General features: G+C 59.4%; 18 protein-coding genes. 7 read left to right on the top strand and 11 right to left on the bottom strand.

Going from position 1 to position 19,119, the window contains the following annotated elements:
* Positions 1–34 precede the first annotated feature (34 nt).
* The 8 genes from pdxJ to lptF all read right to left on the bottom strand — a co-directional run bounded on the left by pdxJ (position 35) and on the right by lptF (position 8,391).
* Complete coding sequence (gene pdxJ / locus EL257_RS05285) at positions 35–781, bottom strand: pyridoxine 5'-phosphate synthase (RefSeq protein WP_126360446.1); 747 nt, start codon at positions 779–781, stop codon at positions 35–37.
* Between the two features lie 39 nt (positions 782–820).
* Entirely contained in the window at positions 821–1,510 is a 690-nt protein-coding gene (gene recO / locus EL257_RS05280; protein ID WP_126360444.1) for a DNA repair protein RecO, read from the bottom strand.
* A 118-nt stretch (positions 1,511–1,628) separates the two neighbouring features.
* Positions 1,629–2,531 (bottom strand): GTPase Era, encoded by a 903-nt coding sequence (era, locus tag EL257_RS05275; RefSeq protein WP_123451899.1) that lies wholly within the window; start codon positions 2,529–2,531, stop codon positions 1,629–1,631.
* Entirely contained in the window at positions 2,524–3,213 is a 690-nt protein-coding gene (gene rnc / locus EL257_RS05270; protein WP_024011703.1) for a ribonuclease III, read from the bottom strand. Before rnc ends, era begins: the two co-directional genes overlap by 8 nt.
* 169 nt (positions 3,214–3,382) lie before the next feature.
* Positions 3,383–4,237: a signal peptidase I gene (lepB, locus tag EL257_RS05265; protein WP_126360442.1), complete on the bottom strand. Its 855-nt coding sequence runs from the start codon at positions 4,235–4,237 to the stop codon at positions 3,383–3,385.
* Positions 4,238–4,242: 5 nt separating this feature from the next.
* On the bottom strand, positions 4,243–6,042 hold the full coding sequence (gene lepA, locus EL257_RS05260; RefSeq protein ID WP_008083639.1) for a translation elongation factor 4: 1,800 nt from the start codon (positions 6,040–6,042) through the stop codon (positions 4,243–4,245).
* A 173-nt stretch (positions 6,043–6,215) separates the two neighbouring features.
* Entirely contained in the window at positions 6,216–7,277 is a 1,062-nt protein-coding gene (gene lptG / locus EL257_RS05255) for an LPS export ABC transporter permease LptG (protein WP_126360440.1), read from the bottom strand.
* Complete coding sequence (gene lptF / locus EL257_RS05250) at positions 7,270–8,391, bottom strand: LPS export ABC transporter permease LptF (RefSeq protein ID WP_126360438.1); 1,122 nt, start codon at positions 8,389–8,391, stop codon at positions 7,270–7,272. Before lptF ends, lptG begins: the two co-directional genes overlap by 8 nt.
* Positions 8,392–8,699: 308 nt before the next feature.
* Here lptF and EL257_RS05245 point away from each other — a divergent pair, with 308 nt between their 5' ends.
* The 5 genes from EL257_RS05245 (at position 8,700) to rlmF (ending at position 15,361) form a co-directional block, all read left to right on the top strand.
* Positions 8,700–10,190 carry a leucyl aminopeptidase gene (locus EL257_RS05245; protein WP_126360436.1) on the top strand — a complete coding sequence of 497 codons (1,491 nt, stop codon included), beginning with the start codon at positions 8,700–8,702 and terminating at the stop codon, positions 10,188–10,190.
* Positions 10,191–10,250: 60 nt separating this feature from the next.
* Positions 10,251–10,679, top strand: coding sequence for a DNA polymerase III subunit chi (locus EL257_RS05240; protein WP_126360434.1), 429 nt, complete (start codon positions 10,251–10,253; stop codon positions 10,677–10,679).
* 8 nt (positions 10,680–10,687) lie between these two features.
* Positions 10,688–11,083: a DNA polymerase III subunit chi gene (locus EL257_RS05235; protein ID WP_126360432.1), complete on the top strand. Its 396-nt coding sequence runs from the start codon at positions 10,688–10,690 to the stop codon at positions 11,081–11,083.
* 187 nt (positions 11,084–11,270) lie between these two features.
* The gene (locus EL257_RS05230) at positions 11,271–14,117 is read left to right on the top strand and encodes a valine--tRNA ligase (RefSeq protein ID WP_126360430.1); all 2,847 of its coding nucleotides are present in this window, start codon (positions 11,271–11,273) and stop codon (positions 14,115–14,117) included.
* Between the two features lie 224 nt (positions 14,118–14,341).
* Positions 14,342–15,361, top strand: coding sequence for a 23S rRNA (adenine(1618)-N(6))-methyltransferase RlmF (rlmF, locus tag EL257_RS05225; RefSeq protein ID WP_126360428.1), 1,020 nt, complete (start codon positions 14,342–14,344; stop codon positions 15,359–15,361).
* 196 nt (positions 15,362–15,557) lie between these two features.
* Here the strand turns inward: rlmF and EL257_RS05220 are convergent, their stop codons facing one another.
* Positions 15,558–15,839, bottom strand: coding sequence for an HU family DNA-binding protein (locus tag EL257_RS05220; protein ID WP_003221909.1), 282 nt, complete (start codon positions 15,837–15,839; stop codon positions 15,558–15,560).
* Positions 15,840–16,325: 486 nt separating this feature from the next.
* Here EL257_RS05220 and yejK point away from each other — a divergent pair, with 486 nt between their 5' ends.
* Complete coding sequence (gene yejK, locus EL257_RS05215) at positions 16,326–17,330, top strand: nucleoid-associated protein YejK (protein WP_126360426.1); 1,005 nt, start codon at positions 16,326–16,328, stop codon at positions 17,328–17,330.
* Positions 17,330–17,680 carry a glutaredoxin family protein gene (locus tag EL257_RS05210; protein ID WP_126360424.1) on the top strand — a complete coding sequence of 117 codons (351 nt, stop codon included), beginning with the start codon at positions 17,330–17,332 and terminating at the stop codon, positions 17,678–17,680. The genes yejK and EL257_RS05210 overlap by 1 nt, the downstream gene beginning before the upstream one ends.
* Before the next feature lie 83 nt (positions 17,681–17,763).
* On the opposite strand, the gene EL257_RS05205 is transcribed toward EL257_RS05210, so the two are convergent.
* Complete coding sequence (locus tag EL257_RS05205; protein WP_126360422.1) at positions 17,764–18,699, bottom strand: glutathione S-transferase family protein; 936 nt, start codon at positions 18,697–18,699, stop codon at positions 17,764–17,766.
* An 83-nt stretch (positions 18,700–18,782) separates the two neighbouring features.
* Positions 18,783–19,085 carry a GIY-YIG nuclease family protein gene (locus tag EL257_RS05200; RefSeq protein ID WP_126360420.1) on the bottom strand — a complete coding sequence of 101 codons (303 nt, stop codon included), beginning with the start codon at positions 19,083–19,085 and terminating at the stop codon, positions 18,783–18,785.
* Positions 19,086–19,119 lie beyond the last annotated feature (34 nt).

The following is a 19,119-nucleotide window of genomic DNA, read 5'->3' as shown; positions in this document are numbered from 1 at the left end:
TGTAGGAGCTGCCGAAGGCTGCGATCTTTTGATCTTAGCCCTTAAGAGCCGCAGCCAGAATAAGCGCTTTCATTTCCGACACAGCAGATTTGAAGCCCACGAACAAAGCATGTGCCACCAGCGCATGGCCGATGTTCAGTTCGTTGATGCCCTTGATCGCCGCAACGGCTTCCACGTTGTGGTAATGCAAACCGTGCCCGGCGTTGACGATCAGCCCCTGCGCCAGTCCAAACGCCACGCCATCGGCAACGCGCTTCAACTCTTCAGCCACTTCGGCCGGGGTTTCGGCATCGGCATAACGTCCGGTGTGCAGCTCGATGGCTGGAGCTCCGACGCGCCTGGACGCAGCGATCTGACGCTCATCAGCATCAATGAACAACGACACTTCACTGCCGATTTTTGACAGGCGCTCGACCGCAGCCTTGATTCGCTCTTCCTGCCCCGCCACATCCAGACCGCCCTCGGTGGTCAGTTCCTGACGGGTTTCCGGCACCAGACAGATGTGCGCCGGGCGGATGCGCTCGGCGAACGCCATCATTTCTTCGGTGACGCCCATCTCGAAGTTCATGCGGGTTTGCAGCACATCCTTGAGCAGCAATACATCGCGCTCCTGAATGTGTCGACGGTCTTCGCGCAGGTGCACGGTGATGCCGTCGGCGCCCGCCTCTTCTGCATCCAGCGCCGCCTTGACCGGATCCGGGTAGCGCGTGCCACGGGCCTGACGCAGGGTGGCGACATGGTCGATGTTCACACCAAGAAGAATGCGATTGCTGCTGGTCACGGATGCGCTCCTGAATTGAGAGATTCGGCGCACAGCATATCAGGGCTTGCGGAACAGCTCGCGGCTTACCAGCGGGCGCCCGCCCAAATGAACGGCCAGCGCCTGACGCATCAGCCGTTTGGCGGCCGACAGCGCACCGGGCGCAGACCAGTCGGCTTCGGCCATGGCCAGCAATTCAACGCCGTTGAACAGGCCCGGCTGCAGCAGATAAACACGCTCAAGACCGGCGTCAACCTGCAAGCGATAAAGCCCGTCCGCCGCCACCGGCTCGCCGTGAATGTCGGTATTCATGGAAAAGCCATAGCCGAGATCGTCCAGCAGTCGCCACTCGAAAGAACGCAGCAACGGTTCCAGCGGCCGACCTTCGGCCAGCGCCAGCAGGGTCGCGGCGTAATGATCGAATACGGCCGGATGCGCGTCTTCTGCGGGTAGCAGTCGAATCAATAATTCGTTGAGATAGAGACCGCTGAACAACGCCTCGCCGTTGAGCCATGCCGAGGTGCCGGAGCTTTCCATGCGCCCGACGTTCTTCAGTTCGCCCTTGCCACGGAATTCGACTTCCAGCGCCACGAACGGCCGCGCCAGCGTCCCGGCCTTGCCCCGCGCACTGCGCAACACCGCCCGCAACCGACCTTGCGGCGTGAGGAAATCCACCAGCGCACTGGTTTCGCGATAGGCGCGCGAATGCAGGACGTAGGCGGGTTGGGCGGGAGGCGGGTTTTGCGACATGAATGTTGTTTCCCGGTTGGGACTGCAAAAAAGATCGCAGCCTTCGGCAGCTCCTACAATGTGTTGGGTACACCTGTAGGAGCTGCCGAAGGCTGCGATCTTTTGATCTTCGAGTCGCTTACAGGTCGCCGTAACCCAGCGATCGCAGCGCACGCTCGTCATCGGACCAGCCGCCCTTCACCTTGACCCACAGGTTGAGCATGATCTTGGAGTCAAACAGCAGCTCCATGTCTTTGCGGGCTTCGGTGCCGATGCGTTTGATCCGCTCGCCCTTGTCGCCAATGATGATTTTCTTCTGGCCGTCCCGCTCGACGAGGATCAGCGCATGGATGTGCAAGGTCTTGCCCTGCTGCTTGAACTCTTCGATTTCGACGGTGATCTGGTACGGCAGCTCGGCGCCCATCTGGCGCATGATTTTCTCGCGTACCAGTTCAGCGGCAAGGAAACGGCTGCTGCGGTCGGTGATCTGGTCTTCCGGGAAGAAGTGATCGTTCTCTGGCAGGTGCTCGGCGATGACCTTTTCCAGCGCTTCCAGATTGTGGCCGTGTTGGGCGGAAATCGGGATGATCTGCGCGTTCGGCAGTTGTTCCTGCAACCACGACAGATGCGGCATCAGTTCGGCTTTGTCTTCGATGCGGTCGGTCTTGTTCAGCGCGACGATCAAAGGGCCGGTGACGTACTGCACACGCTCCAGAACCATCTGGTCTTCGTCGGTCCACTTGGTGCGGTCAACGACGAAGATCACCACGTCGACGTCTTTCAACGCCGCCGAAGCGGTTTTGTTCATGTAACGGTTCAGGGCTTTTTCGCCACCCTTGTGCATACCGGGGGTGTCGACGTAGATCGCCTGGACGTCGCCCTCGGTTTTGATCCCGAGCATATTGTGGCGAGTGGTCTGCGGCTTGCGCGAGGTGATCGCGAGCTTCTGGCCGAGGATGTGGTTGAGCAACGTGGACTTGCCGACGTTCGGACGGCCGACAATGGCAACATAGCCACAGCGAGTTGCGTTTGTATCAGTCATTGCCATTCTCCACGCCCAAGGCGATCAGTGCTGCGGCGGCCGCTACCTGTTCGGCAATGCGACGACTCACGCCTTGGCCTCGGCTTTTTTCATTCAATAAGACCACTTCGCATTCGACGAAGAAGGTTCGGCAGTGCGGCTCGCCCTGGATATCCACCACTTCGTAGCGTGGCAGTTCGCAACCGCGCGATTGCAGGTGTTCCTGCAAGCGGGTTTTCGGATCCTTGTTGGTGTCGACCAGCGTCAGGCCTTCGAACTCGCCGGCCAGCCAGGCCAACACGCGCTCGCGCGCCACGTCCATGCCAGCATCAAGATAGATCGCACCGATCAGCGCTTCGAGAGCGTCGGCCAGAATCGATTCGCGGCGGAAACCGCCACTTTTCAATTCACCGGACCCCAGGCGCAGGTAGTCACCAAGATCGAAACCGCGTGCCAGTACGGCCAGCGTCTCACCTTTTACCAAACGTGCGCGCAAACGCGACAACTGGCCTTCACGGGCCAGCGGGAAGCGATCGAACAGCGCCTCACCGGCGACGAAATTGAGGATGGCATCACCGAGGAATTCCAGGCGCTCATTGTTGCGCCCGGCAAAACTGCGGTGCGTAAGGGCCAGCAGCATCAGCTCCTGATCCTTGAAGGTGTAGCCGAGCTGGCGCTCGAGACGGCTTAGAGAAACGCTCACGGTTTACCCACGCTGAGTTCGTGGCTGGATTCCACTGCCATCGCCGGGATACGGCGCAGGCCTGGGACAATTAACGCTGTGTTCAAAAATTAAATCCTGGCGATTGCGAAGCCGATTGTGCCGGCTCCAGAAATGCATTCGGCGCTGTGGTCAACAGCGCCGTGTGTGGTTACTTGATCAGGCCAACCCGCGAGAAATTCGGCAGGTGGCTGAGTTTCGGCTCCGGCCAGCTCATCCAGACGGCAAAGGCCTTGCCGACGATGTTCCGGTCGGGAACCATGCCCAACAGATCCTTGGGAATGTTCGGGTCGTCCCAGTAGCGGCTGTCGTTCGAATTGTCGCGGTTATCGCCCATCATGAAATAGTGCCCGGCAGGCACGGTCCACGAGCGGTCCGGCGTGGCGCGGTAGCGGCTCATTTCCTTGCGGATCAGATGCTCGGCGGCGCCCAGTTTCTCTTTGTACAGCTCGGCGCTGCCCAACGTGCCCGGCTCGGCGCCGACCATCTGCTCGGCAATCGACTCGCCATTGACGAACAAGCGCTTGTCGGCGGTGTAGCGCACGGTGTCACCCGGCAGGCCGACTACACGTTTGATGTAGTTGACGTTCGGATCGCTCGGATAGCGGAACACCATGACATCGCCGCGCTGCGGATCACCGACTTCGATGATTTTCCTGTCGACCACCGGCAAGCGGATCCCGTAGGAAAACTTGTTCACCAGAATGAAGTCGCCGACGTCCAGGGTCGGTTTCATCGAACCGGACGGAATCTGGAACGGTTCCACAAGGAACGAACGCAGCACCAGGACGATGAACAGCACCGGGAAGAACGACTTGCCGTATTCGACCAGCAGCGGTTCCTTGTTCAGCTTTTCGACCACGACGACGTCGGGCTGGCTGACACTGCCTTGATAAGAGGCAATGGCAGCACGCCGACGCGGCGCGAGGATCAACAGATCAAGCAACGCCAACAGGCCGCAGACGAACACGGCAATGACCAGCAACAGCGGGAAATTTAGCGACATAGGACCTAACTATCCAACCTGAGCACTGCAAGGAAGGCTTCCTGTGGAATTTCCACGTTGCCGACCTGCTTCATGCGTTTCTTACCGGCCTTTTGCTTCTCGAGCAGTTTCTTCTTACGGCTGACGTCACCGCCGTAGCATTTGGCCAATACGTTCTTTCTGAGTGCCTTGACGGTTGTCCGCGCGACGATCTGCCCGCCAATGGCGGCCTGGATCGCTACGTCGAACATCTGACGCGGAATCAGTTCTTTCATCTTCTCGGTCAACTGGCGACCTTTGTAGTGCGAGTTGTCACGGTGCACGATCAATGCAAGGGCATCGACCTTGTCGCCGTTGATCAGCACGTCCAGTTTCACCAGATTAGCCGATTGGTAACGATCAAAATGGTAGTCCAGCGAAGCATAGCCGCGGCTGGTGGATTTGAGACGGTCGAAGAAGTCCAGCACCACTTCGTTCATCGGCAGGTCATAAGTGACCTGGACCTGATTACCGAGGAACAGCATGTCGACCTGGACGCCACGCTTCTCGATGCACAGGGTGATGACGTTGCCCAAGTGTTCCTGCGGCACCAGAATATTGGCCCGCACGATAGGCTCGCGCATGTCTTCGATCGACGACACATCCGGAAGCTTGGATGGGTTGTCGACGTAAATCGTTTCACCGGTTTTCAGCACCAGCTCGAAAATCACCGTAGGCGCGGTGGTAATCAGGTCCAGGTCGTATTCGCGCTCGAGGCGCTCCTGGATGATTTCCATGTGCAGCATGCCGAGGAAACCGCAACGGAAGCCGAAGCCCAGTGCGTCGGAGCTTTCCGGGGTGTATTGCAGCGACGAGTCGTTGAGGGTCAGTTTCTGCAGCGCTTCGCGGAAATCCTCGAAGTCGTCGGAGCTGACCGGGAACAGACCGGCGTACACCTGCGGCTGGATGCGTTTGAAGCCTGGGAGCACTTCAACGTCCGGGGTCGAGGCCAGGGTCAGGGTGTCGCCGACCGGCGCACCATGAATGTCCTTGATGCTGGCGATGATGAAGCCTACTTCGCCGGCTTTCAGGTCTGTGGTCGCGGTGTGTTTCGGATTGAACACGCCCACGCTGTCGACCAGATGGATCTTGCCGGTGGACTTGACGAGGATCTTGTCGCCCTTCTTCACGCGACCGTGGCGTACGCGCACCAAGGAGACAACGCCCAGGTAGTTGTCGAACCAGGAGTCGATGATCAACGCTTGCAGCGGATCTTCGATGTTGCCGGTCGGCGCAGGAATGGTGTGCACCAGACGCTCGAGCACTTCGTCGACACCCAGGCCGGTCTTGGCACTGCAGGTCACGGCGTCGGTGGCATCGATGCCGATGATCTTTTCGATTTCGTCTTTCACGCGATCAGGATCGGCCTGCGGCAGATCGATCTTGTTGAGCACCGGCATGACCTCAAGGCCCTGCTCGATTGCGGTGTAGCAGTTGGCCACGGACTGGGCTTCAACGCCCTGACCCGCGTCGACCACCAGCAAAGCCCCTTCACACGCGGCCAGCGAACGGCTGACTTCGTAGGTGAAGTCAACGTGGCCGGGGGTGTCAATGAAGTTCAGCTGGTACTTGATGCCGTCTTTGGCCGTGTAATAGAGGGTGACGCTGTGGGCCTTGATGGTGATCCCGCGTTCACGTTCCAGGTCCATGGAATCCAGTACCTGGGCTTCCATTTCACGCTCGGCCAGGCCGCCGCACATCTGGATGAAGCGATCGGCCAGCGTCGACTTGCCATGGTCAATGTGGGCGATGATGGAGAAATTGCGGATATGACTCAAATCACTCACGGATCAACACTCAAAAAGGCTGCAGGCATGGCCCGCCGAAAAATAGCCGGGAATTGTACCTGATACACGGCGCAAGCGTCACGTTCGCCTGTCACCCGGATTGCATGCAAAAACGCCCCGGTCTGTCGACCGAGGCGTTTTCGAGGTTCAAAACCTGGCTGAATCGAGTTGCATCAACCGGCTCGTCGCAGCAACCAGAGGCCAGCCAGCGCACAGACCGCGGCCGGCACCAGCACCGCGAACAGTGGCGAAAAGCCGAAGACCAGACTCGACGGGCCGAGCAGATCCTGGACGATACGGAAGGTGAAGCCCACCAGCACGCCGGTAAATACCCGCTGACCGAGGGTCACCGAACGCAGCGGCCCGAAGATGAACGAGATCGCCATCAACACCAGTGCGGCAGTGACCAGCGGCTGCAACACCTTGACCCAAAACGCCAGCCAGTAACGACCATTGCTCAGGCCTTGCTCGGACAGGTAGTGGATGTACCCCCACAGCCCGCTGATCGACAGCGATTCCGGGGCCATGACCACCGTGCTGAGCAATTGCGGGCTGAGCGATACATCCCAGCGCTCCGCCGGAGTGTTCACCACTTCGGTGCTGCGCTCATGGAAAACCGTGGTTGCCACGTCGGTGAGCTGCCAGTGATCGACGTCGAATTCCGCCTTTTTGGCGAAGCTCGAGCTGAGCAGGTGGCGCTCTTTGTCGAAGCGATAACGCGTCACGCCATAAAGCAGGCCATTGGGCTGCACGGCGTTGATGTGGATGAACTCGTCACCCTGGCGGTGCCACATGCCGTGCTTGGCGCTTTGCGCATCACCGCTGCCTTGCGCCAGCGAGCGATTGGCCTGAGCCATGCTTTCGGTGGCCGGCGCGACGTATTCGCCGATCAGCACACCGGCCAGCATCAGCACCAGCATCGGCTTCATCACCGCCCAGACGATACGGCCGATGGAAACGCCAGCCGCGCGCATGACCGTCAGCTCACTGCTGCTGGCCAGACTGCCGAGGCCGATCAGGCAGCCGATCAATGCTGCCATCGGCAACATCTCGTAAAGACGACGCGGCGCGGTCAGAAACACGAAGCTCAGCACATCGACCAGGGTATAGGTATCGCTGACGTCGCCCATTTCATCGATGAAGGCAAACAGGGTCGCCAGACCGAGAATGATCGCCAGCACGGCGATGATCGCCATGAACACGCTGCTGCCGATGTAGCGGTCGAGTTTAACCACGGGCCACCTCCAGCGCTGCAGAGCGACGGCTGGCCATCTTCAACCGTATCGGCTCCCAATAAAGCAGACCGAGCCCGATGATCAGGAAGATCGCGTGCACCCACCACAAGCCAAGGGCCGGAGGAATCTTGCCTTTTTCAAGGGCGCCACGCGCGGCAATCAGAATGGTCAGGTAAGCCATATAAAGAAGAATCGCCGGCAGCAACTTGAGGAAACGCCCCTGACGCGGGTTCACCCGCGACAGCGGCACCGCCATCAGAGTGACGATGAATACCAACAGCGGCAGGGAGAGACGCCATTGCAGTTCAGTGCGGGAGCGAATGTCGTCGCTGCCCAGAAGCGAGGAAGTCGGCATCGCGTCACGATCCGTGACTTCTTCGCTGACGTCCGGTTTTGGCAACTGCACGCCATAAAATTCGTAATGGATCGCCCGGTAATCGGCCTGCCCCGGACTGCCGTCATAGCGGTAGCCGTTGTCGAGAATCAGGTAACGGGTCCCATCCGGACGCACTTCCTGACGGCCCTTCTCCGCTACCAGCACGGAAATCCCGCGGTCCTTCTGATCGGCACCGAGATTTTTCTGCGAGATGAAAACACCGCCCAGATTGACGCGATCGTCACTCAACGTTTCGGTGTAGGTCACCCGGGTGCCATCACGCAGCGCCTGAAAACGCCCCGGTTCGAGCGTGTCGAATTCAGTCAGGGCATCCTGTTTGTTCAGCAGCAGCTGGAACTGGTTGGCACCTTGCGGGGCGAGGCCGAGGCTCAGCCATGCCACCACCAGCGACACCAGGGTCGCCGGAAACAACGTCATGCGAAACAGCTTCTGCTGGCTCATGCCGGTGGCCGAAAGCACAGTCATTTCGCTTTCGAGATACAGGCGACCGTAAGCCAGCAGGATCCCGAGGAACAGGCCCAGCGGCAGGATCAACTGCAGGAAACCCGGCAGGCGGAAACCCATGATCAGGAACAGCGAGCCCGGATCGAGCTGGCCGGCGGCGGCCTGAGCGAGATATTTGATGAAGCGACCGCTCATGATGATGACCAGCAGCACGGCACTCACGGCGCTGAGGGTCAACAGGACTTCGCGGGACAGATAACGGAAGACGATCAAACCAGACACTCCAGGGTTGTCAGGCTAAGGCGGCCAAACAAGCAAACACATCGACCGGCCCGCAACGCAGAGCCGTCGAAAAAAGATGCGGCATTATCCTGTGATTGGGGGCGCCTGTCACTGCGCACACTCACCCATCTCTGTAATCCTTTGCTGATCGCATACCCGAGGGTTGTCAGGCGCGGGGAGCGAGGTTCAAACTGCGGCCCTTGTCGCAGGCTTTGGCCTGTGCCTCTTCTATCTATAAGCAGATGGCGGCGGACACTGTCGACCGTCTGCGTGTTGACCATTCATTCAGGGATCCGGACATGGAACTGGTTGTAAAAAGCGTTAGCCCAGAAACGTTGAAAACCGCCACCCTGGTGGTTGCCGTCGGCGAAGGCCGCAAACTCGGTGTCGCCGCCAGACTGGTCGACGAGCTGAGCGGCGGTGCGATCAGCGTCGTACTCAAGCGTGGCGATCTGGCCGGCAAGGTCGGTCAAAGCCTGCTGCTGCACAGCCTGCCAAACCTGAAAGCCGAGCGCGTGCTGCTGGTCGGCGTGGGCAAGGACGAAGAACTGGGCGACCGTCCGTTCCGCAAAATGGTTGCCGGCATTCTCAATACTCTTAAAGGTCTGGGTGGCAGCGACGCCGTGCTGGCGCTCGACGAAGTCATCGTCAAAGGTCGCGACAGCTACGGCAAGACCCGTCTGCTGGCGGAATCGCTGGTGGACGGCGGCTACACCTTCGACCAGTTCAAGAGCCAGAAAGCCGAACCGCGCGCCCTGAAGAAAATCACCCTGCTGACCATCAAGGCTGCGCAAGCCGAAGTACAGCGCGCCGTGAATCATGGCACCGCGATCGCCAACGGCATGGCTTTCACCCGCGACCTGGGTAACTTGCCGCCGAACATTTGCCACCCGACGTTCCTTGGCGAACAGGCGAAAAGCCTCGGCAAAGAATTCAAGGATCTGAAAGTCGAAGTGCTCGACGAGAAGAAGATCAAATCCCTCGGCATGGGTTCGTTCTATGCCGTCGGCCAGGGCAGCGCCCAGCCTCCACGCCTGATCGTCATGCAATACAACGGCGGCAAGAAATCCGAGAAGCCGTTCGCTCTGGTCGGCAAAGGCATCACTTTCGACACCGGCGGCATCAGCCTGAAGCCAGGCGCCGGCATGGATGAAATGAAATACGACATGGGCGGCGCGGCCTCGGTGTTCGGCACCCTGCGCGCGGTGCTTGAGCTGAAACTGCCGATCAACCTGGTGTGCATCCTCGCCTGCGCGGAAAACATGCCAAGCGGCAACGCTTCGCGGCCGGGCGACATCGTCACCACCATGAGCGGCCAGACCGTGGAAATCCTCAACACCGACGCCGAAGGCCGCCTGGTGCTGTGCGACGCGCTGACCTATGCCGAGCGCTTCAAGCCGCAAGCGGTGATCGACATCGCGACCCTGACCGGCGCTTGCGTCGTCGCCTTGGGCGCCCACACCTCTGGCCTGCTCGGTAATAACGACGAGCTGATCGAGCAACTGCTCAGCGCCGGCAAGACCGCCGACGACCGCGCCTGGCAACTGCCGCTGTTCGACGAATACCAGGAGCAACTGGACAGCCCGTTCGCCGACATCGCCAACATTGGTGGCCCGAAGGCCGGCACCATCACCGCCGCGTGCTTCCTGTCGCGTTTCACCAAAAACCTCAACTGGGCGCACCTGGACATCGCGGGCACCGCATGGACCAGTGGCGGCAAGGACAAGGGCGCCACTGGCCGTCCGGTGCCTTTGTTGACCCAGTACCTGCTGGATCGCGCCAAAGCCTGAAACCGCTGATGGGCGGCGGCGTCACTTTCGGGTGACGCCGCTTGCCGCTCTGGAACCGCAATGACCAAAGTCGACTTCTATATCCTGCCCAGCGCCGATCCTTCGGCACGCCTGGATTTTGCCTGCAAGCTCACCGAAAAAGCCTGGCGCATGGGCCACCGCATCTATCTGCATTGCAGCGATGCCGCTCAGCGTGAAGACCTCGATGCGCGCCTGTGGGCATTCAAGGGCGAAAGCTTCGTGCCGCATGGCCTCGCCGACAGCGAACCGGATGGTTTGATCGTGCTGGGCTTGGGCGATGACTGCGGTCAGCATCAGGATTTGCTGGTCAATCTCGATTTGAAAGTCCCGGCATTCGCCAGCAAATTTGCCCGTGTAGCGGAAGTGGTGGTCGAAGACCCGACGATCCGCGCCGCCGCGCGCGAGAGTTTCCGTTTCTACCGGGAACAGGGCTATCCTCTGCAAGACCACCGTTTACAGCGACTCTGAGCATTCCAATGGACACTCCGAAACCGCAACAAAAGTCCGCACATCTGCTGGACGATCTCGAATCGATCCGCCAGTTGCTCGGCGATGACAACCTGCAACCGCCACTGCTGACCGACACGGTCGATGAAGGCGAACAGGAACAGATTCCGATGTTGTTCGATTCGCCGGGTAACCAGCCGCCGACCATCGAACCGTCACAGCCAGCCGTTCCGGCGGCTGCCGCACAGCCGGCCGCGACCGTTGATAAAGGCCCGGACGCCCTGCTCCACCTCGACAGCGAACTGCGCGCCGCCGCGCAATTGATCCTGCAAGACGTGATTGACGATTTCGCTCCGCACATCGAAACCGAAATTAAACGCCGCCTCGATGCGCGAATGGAGCGGCTGCTCAGCCAGTACGAATAACCCGCAGGTGTAGGAGCTGCCGAAGGCTGCGATCTTTTGACTTTGCTTTCACAAAAACAAGATCAAAAGATCGCAGCCTTCGGCAGCTCCTACATTGACGTACCCGCGCGCCGGCTCGCCCTCGGCTCCATGCCCCGCTATACTCATCGGCTTTTCCTGAATAAATGCCAATAGGGTCCCGCCGCGCATGGATAAGACCTACCAGCCGCACGCCATTGAAACTTCCTGGTACAACACCTGGGAGTCCGAGAATTACTTCGCCCCGCAAGGCGCGGGCGACTCCTACACCATCATGATTCCGCCGCCGAACGTCACCGGCAGCCTGCACATGGGTCACGGCTTCAACAACGCGATCATGGACGCCTTGATCCGTTTCCGCCGCATGCAGGGTCGCAACACTCTGTGGCAGCCGGGCACCGACCACGCTGGTATCGCCACGCAGATGCTGGTGGAGCGTCAACTTGAAGCCACTGGCCAGAATCGTCACGATCTGGGCCGCGAGAAATTTCTCGAGAAAGTCTGGGAGTGGAAAGATCAGTCCGGCGGTAACATCAGCCGGCAGATCCGTCGACTCGGCTCGTCCGTGGACTGGAGCCGCGAACGTTTCACCATGGACGACGGGCTCTCGGAAGCCGTTAAAGAAGCGTTCGTGCGCCTGCACGAAGACGGTTTGATCTACCGCGGCAAGCGTCTGGTCAACTGGGACACCAAGCTGCACACGGCGATCTCCGACCTCGAAGTGGAAAACCACGACGAGAAAGGTTTCCTGTGGAACCTGAAATACCCGCTGGCCGACGGCGCGAAAACTGCTGAAGGCAACGACTTCCTGATCGTCGCGACGACCCGTCCGGAAACCATGCTCGGCGATTCCGCCGTCGCGGTTAACCCGAACGATGAGCGCTACAAATCCCTGATCGGCAAATTTGTCGAGCTGCCGCTGGTTGGCCGCCGCATCCCGATCATCGCCGACGATTACTGCGATCCTGAATTCGGCACCGGTTGCGTGAAAATCACCCCGGCCCACGATTTCAACGACTACGAAGTGGGCAAACGCCACAACCTGCCGCTGCTGAATATCTTCGACAAGAACGCCAACGTGCTGCCTGCCGCACAGGTGTTCAACCTCGACGGTACGCTGAACGACAGCATCGACGGCAAGATCCCTGCTGAATATGCCGGTCTCGAGCGTTTCGAAGCGCGCAAGCAGATCGTGGCTGCGTTCGATGCCGCTGGCCTGCTGGTCAGCGTCAACGATCACGGCTTGAAAGTCCCGAAAGGCGACCGCTCCGGCACCATCATCGAGCCGTGGCTGACCGACCAGTGGTATGTGTCGACCAAGCCGTTGGCCGAGCCTGCGATCGCTGCCGTTGAAGACGGCCGCATCCAGTTCGTGCCCAAGCAATACGAAAACATGTACTTCTCGTGGATGCGCGACATTCAGGATTGGTGCATCAGCCGTCAGCTGTGGTGGGGCCACCGTATTCCGGCGTGGTACGACGAGGCGGGCAAGGTCTACGTCGGTCGCGACGAAGCCGAAGTGCGCGCCAAGAACAACCTTGGTCCGGACGTTGCGCTGCAACAGGACAACGACGTTCTCGACACCTGGTTCAGTTCGGGCCTGTGGACATTCTCCACCCTGGGCTGGCCTGAGCAGACCGAGTTCCTGAAGAAATTCCACTCCACCGACGTGCTGGTGACGGGTTTCGACATCATTTTCTTCTGGGTCGCCCGGATGATCATGTTGACCATGCACCTGATCAAGAACGAGGACGGAACGCCGCAGGTGCCGTTCAAGACCGTTTATGTACACGGTCTGGTGCGCGATGGTCAGGGCCAGAAAATGTCCAAATCCAAGGGCAACGTCCTGGATCCGCTGGACATCATCGACGGTATCGAGCTGGAAGCACTGGTGCAGAAACGCACCTCCGGCATGATGCAGCCGAAACTGGCGAAGAAGATCGAGAAGCAGACCCGCGACGAGTTCGCCGACGGCATCGCCAGCTACGGCACCGACGCCTTGCGCTTCACTTTCTGCTCGCTGGCTTCGACCGGTCGCGACATCAAGTTCGACATGGGCCGCGTCGAAGGCTACCGCAACTTCTGCAACAAGATCTGGAACGCCGCGCGTTATGTTCTGGACAAGGGCGAAGATTGCGGCCAGAACGGCGAGGCGTACGAGCTGTCGCTGGCGGATCGCTGGATCATTTCGCAGCTGCAACGCACCGAAGCCGAAGTGACCCGCCAACTCGATCAGTTCCGTTTCGACCTCGCGGCGCAAGCGCTGTACGAGTTCATCTGGAACCAGTACTGCGACTGGTACCTGGAACTGTCCAAGCCAGTGCTGTGGGACGAGAACGCGCCGATTGAACGCCAGCGCGGCACCCGCCGTACGCTGGTACGCGTGCTGGAAGTGGCGCTGCGTCTGGCGCACCCGTTCATGCCGTTCATCACTGAAGAAATCTGGCAGCGCATCGCGCCGCTGGCCGGCATTCAGGGCAAGACGATCATGCTGCAACCTTGGCCGGTGGCCAACGAAGAACGCATTGATCCGGCCGCCGAAGACGACATCGAATGGCTCAAGGAACTGATGCTCGGCACGCGCAACATCCGTGGCGAAATGAACATCGGCCCAGGCAAGCCATTGCCGATCTACCTGAAGAACGTCAGCGCTGAAGACCAGCGTCGTCTGACCGAGAACGAAGCACTGCTGAAGAAACTGGCGCGTCTGGAATCGATCACTGTTCTGCAGGCTGGCGAAGAAGCACCGCTGTCCGCCACCGCTCTGGTTGGCGAGATGGAAGTGCTGGTGCCGATGGCCGGTCTGATCGACAAAGGCGCCGAACTGGCGCGCCTGGACAAGGAAATCCTGCGTCTGCAGGGCGAAGTCCAACGGGTTGGCGGCAAGTTGTCCAACGCCGGCTTCGTCGACAAGGCCCCGGCCGAAGTCATCGAGAAAGAACGCGCCAAACTGGCCGAGGCCGAACAGGCCTTGGGCAAACTGGCGGAGCAACATGCGCGGATTGCCAGTCTGTAACGGCAGATCGCCAATATAAAAGGGAGGCCCAAGTGGCCTCCCTTTTTTATTCCTTCCACATTTCCCCTGTAGGAGCTGCCAAAGGCTGCGATCTTTTGATCTTGCTTCTGAAATCAAAATCAAAAGATCGCAGCCTCCGGCAGCTCCTACAGGGGTTCGGCGTGTGACCTTCAGATGTGGGACAATACCCGCCACTTTCAGCCATACCCGAATCGATCACGCCCATGAACGCCCCCCGCACTCCCAAACCTGCGCGCAAGAAGCCTGACGCCGCGTCCCCGGCCAAAACTGCCGAGCCGCGTGAAAAGGCCAGCCTGCATCCGCGCAACCGCCATCAGGGTCGTTACGACTTCCCGGCGCTGATCAAAACCACGCCGGAGCTGGCGAAGTTCGTAATCACCAATCCCTACGGCAAGGAAAGCATCGACTTCGCCAGCCCCGATGCGGTGCGCGTGTTCAACCGGGCGCTGCTCAAGTCGTTTTATGGCATTCAGCATTGGGATATTCCGGCGGACTACCTCTGCCCGCCTGTTCCGGGGCGTGCCGATTACGTGCATTTTCTCGCCGACCTGCTGGCGAGCATGAACGACGGCAAGGTGCCGCGTGGCGCGATCGTCAATGTGCTGGACATCGGCATGGGCGCCAACTGCGTTTATCCGCTGATCGGCAACAGCGAATACCGCTGGCATTTCCTCGGCTCGGAGATCGATCCGACGGCCGTTGCCGCCGCCAAGGCTATCGTCCAGTCCAACGACCTGAGCAAAGTCATTCAGTTGCGCCAGCAGGAAAACCGCAAGCACATCCTGATCGGTCTGCTGGAACCGGGCGAGCGTTTTGATCTGACCATGTGCAATCCGCCGTTTCATGCCTCGATGGAAGAAGCGACCAAGGGCAGCGAGCGCAAGTGGCGCGCCCTGGGCAAGGCCGATCCGAAACGCAAGCTGCCGGTGCTCAACTTCGGCGGGCAATCGGCCGAGCTGTGGTGTGAAGGCGGTGAAGCGCGATTCGTGACGCAACTGATCGCCGAAAGCGCGAACTTCCAGCACAAGGTGTTGTGGTTCAGCACGCTGGTGTCGAAGGCTTCGAATCTGCCGGCAATCGAGACCGCACTGAAGAAGGCTGGCGTGCTGGAGAGCCAGGTGGTGGAGATGTCTCAGGGACAGAAGCAGAGCCGCTTTGTCGCCTGGACGTTCCAGACCAAATCCGAGCAGCAGATCTGGCGGCGCGAGCGCTGGGTTCGCTGATTACGCTTATCCTGTAGGAGCTGCGGCACGCTGCGATCTTTTGATCTTGATGGTCAAAACAAAATCAAAAGATCGCAGCCTTTGGCAGCTCCTACGGGACGTACACCCACAAAGACCTTAGTGACATCAAGAAATCGCAGACACAAAAAAACCGTGCCCGGATCACTCCGGTGCACGGTTTTTTTATCGCTGCGTCTTACTTGTTCACAGCGTCGGTCAGGCCTTTGGCCACAACCAGCTTGATCACTTTCTTGGCAGGGATTTCGATGGCAGCGCCAGTCGAAGGGTTACGGCCGGTGCGGGCAGGACGCTCGGTCACTTTCAGCTTGCCGATACCTGGCAAGGTGATTTCGCCGCCGTTTTCCAGCTGATCAGCAACGATTTGGCCCAGTTGGTCCAGAGCGTTACGCGCGGTGGTTTTCGGCGCGTCGATAGCTTCAGCGATGTCGGCGATCAGTTGGTCTTTAGTAAGAGCCATGTAGTGTTCCTTCCCTATCAAATTCATGTGGATTGCAGAGTGCAGTGTCAGCCATCGAGCCCGATCTTCTGGATCTGGCACCCTCGGCGATAACCACGACGAGTCGGGTTATAGATACCGAAATCAGGGTTTGGTTCGACCTGACAAATGCTGAATGCACGCTTAACGCAGTGACTTCGCGTAAGACCGGGCAAAACTAGCACAGCGACAAGGAAATATCCGCTTCTAGCTACCCATTTGGTCAGCTTTATTGCTCTAAATCGGGAAAAAACTGCATAAGGCCGGCCACTTGCCCCGATTTAAGCCCTGGCCCCTCCCGTAGGAGCTGCCAAAGGCTGCGATCTTTGGACTTTGTATGTTGGAAAACAAGATCAAAAGTTAGCAGCCTCCGGCAGCTCCTGCGCAGAGCCTCGGATAGAGATTCGGGTACACTGGGCGCTTTTTCGGGGGAGCCTGCCCTCCTCCCATCCAACAGCCGAGAAGCCCATGCCGATCCGTCATTGCATCGTCCACCTGATCGACAAAAAACCCGACGGCACGCCCGCAGTTCTGCACGCCCGTGACTCTGAACTGGCTGAGTCCGCAGCCATCGAGAACATGCTCGCCGACCTCAACGAAAGCTACAACGCCAAACAGGGCAAAGCCTGGGGTCTGTTCCATCCGGAGTCCGGCGCATTCCCGTTCAGCGGATGGCTGAAGGAATACATGGACGGCGGCAAGGACTTCACCGCGTTCAGCAAAGTGGCGGTCGAGCATCTGCAAAAACTGATGGAAGAATCCAACCTGTCAGTCGGCGGTCACGTGCTGTTCGCTCATTATCAGCAAGGCATGACCGACTATCTGGCGATCGCCCTGTTGCACCACAGCGAAGGCGTCGCGGTGACCGATGAACTGGACGTAACCCCGTCGCGCCATCTGGACCTCGGACAGCTGCACCTGGCCGCGCGGATCAACGTTTCCGAGTGGCAGAACAACAAACAGTCCAAGCAGTACATCTCGTTCATCAAAGGCAAGAACGGCAAGAAGGTGTCGGAATACTTCCGCGATTTCATCGGCTGTCAGGAAGGTGTCGACGGCCCGGGCGAAACGCGCACGCTGCTCAAGGCCTTCAGCGACTTCGTCGAGAGTGAGGACTTGCCGGAAGACTCCGCTCGCGAGAAAACCAAGACTTTGGTGGATTACGCCAGCAGCCAGGCCAAGCTTGGCGAACCGATGGGCCTGGAAGAACTTTCGGAGCTGATCGATGAAGAACGCCCGAAGGCCTTTTACGATCACATTCGCAACAAGGATTACGGCCTGTCGCCGGAAATTCCGGCGGATAAACGCACCCTCAATCAATTCCGTCGCTTCACCGGTCGCGCCGAGGGTCTGTCGATCAGTTTCGAAGCGCACTTGCTGGGTTCGAAAATCGAGTACGACGAAGAAAACGGCACCCTGATCATTAAGGGGCTGCCAACTTCCCTGACCGATCAGTTGAAGCGCCGCAATTGATGCTCGGCAACGTATTGAAGAAAGTGGCGCTGGTTCTGCTGGTGGTCGTGGTCTATCAGAACTGGGGCAAGATCGAGCGAGTGTTCAACCCCTCGCAAATGGTCTCGGAGCAGACGCGGGCGCGGGCCAGCGTTGTGCTTTACGCCACCGACTGGTGCGGTTACTGCAAACAGACCAAGCGCTTTCTCGACAGCAAGGGGATTGCGTTCAAAGAATACGATATCGAGAAGGATGCCGAGGCGCGCAAGGCTTACGAGGCATTGGGTGGGCGCGGGATTCCGTTGATTGATGTCAACGGCACGTTGATTCGCGGGTTTGACCCGGACGAGATTCTCGCCGCGCTGAAGTAACAGCAAGATCAAAAGATCGCAGCCTGTAGCAGCTCCTACACAAGTCTCATGCAGGAGCTGCCGCAGGCTGCGATCTTTTGCTGTTATCTGGCTTCGATACGGAAACCAAAGCGTGGGAAATGCACATGCACCACGCCGCCACGTTCGTCTTCTCGGCGGATGATCAACTCCTCGCTGCCGGCAAACAGAAGCTCGCCCACCACCGGATCGACGCCGTAATCGATCGCCGCAATCGCCACTTGCTGCCCCGCTTTGAAACCGTTCGGATCAACGAACTGCTCGCCGGGCAATGCCGCCGGTGTCGCATTCCGTGCGACCTGCAGCGCCTCTTCCGAAGACATCTCGCTCGCCGCACCGTGGCCGAAACCAAGTACCCGACCCAGCCACGCCGACACTGCCGGGTATTCATCCACCAGCGGCGCGGTTACATGGGTGGCCTTGAGGAACCACAGCGGGTGCGCCAGCGCGAAGTCGGCAATCGACGGCTCACCGAACAGGAAGTCCCCCTGCTCGCGCTGCAATTGCTGCTCCAATCGAGCCATGATCGTCGGCCACTGATGCTTGGCCTGCTCGGCGCTCAGCCGGGTCGCACTGCCACCACTGAACAGTCCGGCGCGGTCGGCGAGAAAGGCCTTGATCGCTTCGGGCGGCAACTTGCCAAAACGCACCGCCACCGATTCCGGCTGGAACACCAGGCTCACGGCGTGCTGAAACACCACCGAGTCGGCCCATGCAGCGAAACTTGCGCTGGTCATTTCCTGGCCTTCGGGGAAAAACGCCGGCAAGGCTTTTTTCTGTTCAAGGCGTCGCGCGATCAGCGCCGTGTCGCAATAGATGTCCGCACCGATCTGCAGCACTGGGGTTTTGCGATAGCCACCGGTCAGCGCGGTCAGATCCGGTTTGGGCATCACTGGCGAGATATGCACCGAGCGCCACGACAAGCCTTTGAAGCCGAGCAGCAAGCGGGCCTTCTCAGCGAAGGGAGAGGTCGGGTAATGGTGCAGAATCAACTCGGACATGCTCGGCTCCGCCGCTGGAAAGTGAACCGGCAGCTTAGCGTGCATTGGCCTGGCAGCCTACAGATCTGCCTGATGGGAACCAATCAGTCAGATTGATAAGAGGCGACCAGGCATTCCTTGGCGCTCTTCTTGAGTTTTTTGATCAGCCGTTCCTGCCGCAGTGCATCGCTTTTGTCGCGGCAGCGTTCTGTATAAACGAGCGCCATCGCCGGACTGGACAGAAAAAACCGCGCGCCTTTGCCGCTTTGATGTTTGGCGAAGCGACGCAGCGGATCGTCGCTGATTCCGCAGTACAGCGAACCGTTGGCTGCGCGAACGAGGTAGACGAACCAGGACTTGCTCACCGGTTCGGCGACATCGACGGATTTTTCGCTAAGGCTGGTCACTTCGGGATCAAGACGTGTAGGAAACAGACCGCGA

Origin of the sequence: Pseudomonas fluorescens, assembly GCF_900636825.1 — a bacterium.
Classification (GTDB): domain Bacteria; phylum Pseudomonadota; class Gammaproteobacteria; order Pseudomonadales; family Pseudomonadaceae; genus Aquipseudomonas; species Aquipseudomonas fluorescens_BG.
The sequence above is the reverse complement of the archived record's forward strand: the minus strand, read 5'-3'. Positions and strand labels throughout refer to the sequence as shown.

Bases quoted from the DNA above. Each gene is read 5' to 3' on its own strand.
- EL257_RS05235 (WP_126360432.1), top strand. From the start codon at position 10,688: ATGGACACTCCGAAACCGCAACAAAAGTCCGCACATCTGCTGGACGAT.
- EL257_RS05205 (WP_126360422.1), bottom strand. From the start codon at position 18,699: ATGTCCGAGTTGATTCTGCACCATTACCCGACCTCTCCCTTCGCTGAG.
- EL257_RS05230 (WP_126360430.1), top strand. From the start codon at position 11,271: ATGGATAAGACCTACCAGCCGCACGCCATTGAAACTTCCTGGTACAAC.
- rlmF (WP_126360428.1), top strand. From the start codon at position 14,342: ATGAACGCCCCCCGCACTCCCAAACCTGCGCGCAAGAAGCCTGACGCC.
- EL257_RS05245 (WP_126360436.1), top strand. From the start codon at position 8,700: ATGGAACTGGTTGTAAAAAGCGTTAGCCCAGAAACGTTGAAAACCGCC.
- EL257_RS05220 (WP_003221909.1), bottom strand. From the start codon at position 15,839: ATGGCTCTTACTAAAGACCAACTGATCGCCGACATCGCTGAAGCTATC.
- EL257_RS05240 (WP_126360434.1), top strand. From the start codon at position 10,251: ATGACCAAAGTCGACTTCTATATCCTGCCCAGCGCCGATCCTTCGGCA.
- lepB (WP_126360442.1), bottom strand. From the start codon at position 4,237: ATGTCGCTAAATTTCCCGCTGTTGCTGGTCATTGCCGTGTTCGTCTGC.
- yejK (WP_126360426.1), top strand. From the start codon at position 16,326: ATGCCGATCCGTCATTGCATCGTCCACCTGATCGACAAAAAACCCGAC.
- recO (WP_126360444.1), bottom strand. From the start codon at position 1,510: ATGTCGCAAAACCCGCCTCCCGCCCAACCCGCCTACGTCCTGCATTCG.
- era (WP_123451899.1), bottom strand. From the start codon at position 2,531: ATGACTGATACAAACGCAACTCGCTGTGGCTATGTTGCCATTGTCGGC.
- EL257_RS05210 (WP_126360424.1), top strand. From the start codon at position 17,330: ATGCTCGGCAACGTATTGAAGAAAGTGGCGCTGGTTCTGCTGGTGGTC.